The sequence below is a fragment of the Acidovorax sp. Q11 genome (assembly GCF_054950075.1).
The window spans coordinates 1-273 of the sequence record NZ_JBUDZG010000123.1 but is presented as its reverse complement, the minus strand read 5'-3'; the positions used below and the strand labels follow the sequence as shown (position 1 = coordinate 273).

The 273-nt window shown below is 61.5% G+C and carries 1 protein-coding gene; it reads right to left on the bottom strand.

Annotated elements, in window-relative coordinates; translation table 11 throughout:
- Window positions 1-273, bottom strand: a 273-nt coding sequence (locus tag ACYZGB_RS22960) for a transposase (protein WP_462391295.1), incomplete at both ends; no start/stop codon positions are given.

Sequence of the window (273 nt, the reverse complement as noted above, 5' to 3'; positions counted from 1 at the left end):
GCATGCCCTTGAGGCCATCGGTCACGGCGATCAGGATGTCATGGACTCCGCGCGTCTTCAGGTCGTTGAAGACCTTCATCCAGAACTTGGCTCCCTCGGTGTTTTCGATCCAGATACCCAGGATGTCACGGCTGCCATCGGGCAGTACGCCCAAAGCCAGGTACACGGCCTTGGAGCGAACGACAGCGTCCTCGCGGATCTTGACCCGCAGCGCGTCGAAGAACACGACGGGGTACATGGGCTCAAGCGGGCGCGTCTGCCAGGCAGTGACCT